The following is a 1604-nucleotide window of genomic DNA, read 5'->3' as shown; positions in this document are numbered from 1 at the left end:
TATGAAAGCTATCAAAAAACACCTGCGGGCTGGAAAAATGGCGGTGGACCAGGACGTTTTTGCCTATTGCCCGAGCATCAGGAGTCGACTTGGGACATACGTGGTGGGCTTAAATTTGTCCACTTGTATTACACCGATCAACATTTGCGTGATGTTGCTGAAAAAATATGGGACAAAGAGCCGAATCAAATTGAACTAAACGAAGTTGTCTTTAATGACGATGAACGGATTCGGGCGTTATATCAATTTTTCTTATTAGATTGCGATTGGCAAGATTCTTCAAATCATTTGCAAATGAGTACAACGGCAAGTTTATTGTTGAATCACTTAATTCGGAAATATAGCAGTGTTCAATGGCAACAGCCTACTATCAAGGGTGGGCTGGCACCTCATAAACTCAAATATATTCAGGAATGGATTGAAGATCATCTAGATCAGGCACTCACTTTGTCTGATTTGGCGAATGTTGTGAATTTAAGCGAATACCATTTTGCTCATATGTTTAAACAGTCCATGAATATGGCGCCTCACCAATATGTCATGCAAAGACGCTTAACAAAGGCCAAGGGGCTAATTCAGTCATCTCAGCTTTCTTTGCAAGATATTGCCCTAGTATGTGGGTTTAGTTCAGCAAGCCATTTAAGTCATCGCTTTAAACAGTTTTATGGTATGAGTCCTTCACAGTTACGTTAAACGTCTAATGTAATTGGTTTCTCCTGAGCTGCGTCAAATGCAGCTCTTGCCGCATCAATATCCGCAATATGCTGCTGAGCCCATTGGCCTAAAGCAATTACAGGTTCTGTAAGTGAATGGCCCAGTGGAGTTAATTCATATTCAACATGAGGTGGAACTACAGGATAAACTGTACGTTTAACCAACCCATCTCGTTCTAAACCACGCAAACACAATGTAAGCATACGCTGCGATATTCCATTGATACGTCTCTTTATTTCAGAAAAGCGATGAGGATGTGATGCAAGTGTCATTACAATGAGTATACTCCATTTCTCTCCAACTCTAGCCAATACTTGACTAACTCTTTGGCAATCTGAACTCTGGATATCATGAGGTATGGTTACAGTCATATTACTTGGTTCCCTAAATGTGCCTTCTTGTGCATAAGAATAATAGTAGTAACATAATTAGCTCAAGTAACAATTTTATACTGTAGGTATAAGCGATGAAACTACTTCAAATTGACACAAGTATTTTAGGTGAGCAGTCTGTTAGCCGCCAACTCACCTCATTTGTTATTCGTCAGCTCAGCACAGCTTATCCAGATGCAGAAATTATTCATCACGATTTTGCTTTAGAGCCAATTCCTCATTTGTCTGATGCTGAGTTTTTAGCATGGCAAGGTGTTGAACCTAATAATGAAATAGCGCAACAACGTGTTGCAAGAAACACCCAATATTTGGATGAGTTCTTATCGTCAGATATCGTTGTAATTGGCGCACCTATGTATAACTTTAGCTTCCCATCACAGTTAAAAGCGTGGCTTGACCGTCTATCTGTTGCTGGTAAAACATTCCGTTACACGGAAAACGGTCCTCAAGGTTTAGTAGAGGGGAAACGTGTCATTATTGCTTCTTCGCGTGGTGGTG

General features: G+C 40.3%; 3 protein-coding genes. 2 read left to right on the top strand and 1 reads right to left on the bottom strand.

Translation table 11 applies throughout. From position 1 onward, the window contains the following. On the top strand, nt 1-693 hold a 693-nt coding region (locus C1642_RS13075; protein ID WP_228153878.1), incomplete at its 5' end, for a helix-turn-helix domain-containing protein. On the opposite strand, the gene C1642_RS13070 is transcribed toward C1642_RS13075, so the two are convergent. Continuing rightward, nucleotides 690-1085 (bottom strand): winged helix-turn-helix transcriptional regulator, encoded by a 396-nt coding sequence (locus C1642_RS13070; RefSeq protein WP_079263703.1) that lies wholly within the window; start codon nt 1083-1085, stop codon nt 690-692. The genes C1642_RS13075 and C1642_RS13070 overlap by 4 nt on opposite strands. 95 nt (nt 1086-1180) lie before the next feature. Between C1642_RS13070 and C1642_RS19375 the strand changes: the two genes are divergently transcribed. Then, nucleotides 1181-1604: FMN-dependent NADH-azoreductase (locus C1642_RS19375; protein WP_228153877.1), on the top strand; the 424-nt coding region annotated here is incomplete at its 3' end.

Origin of the sequence: Acinetobacter sp. AKBS16, assembly GCF_002899995.1 — a bacterium.
GTDB lineage: Bacteria > Pseudomonadota > Gammaproteobacteria > Pseudomonadales > Moraxellaceae > Acinetobacter > Acinetobacter baumannii.
This window is presented reverse-complemented; position numbering and strand designations above follow the sequence as displayed.

Coding starts and splice junctions, on each gene's coding strand:
- C1642_RS13070 (WP_079263703.1), bottom strand. CDS start 1,085: ATGACTGTAACCATACCTCATGATATCCAGAGTTCAGATTGCCAAAGA.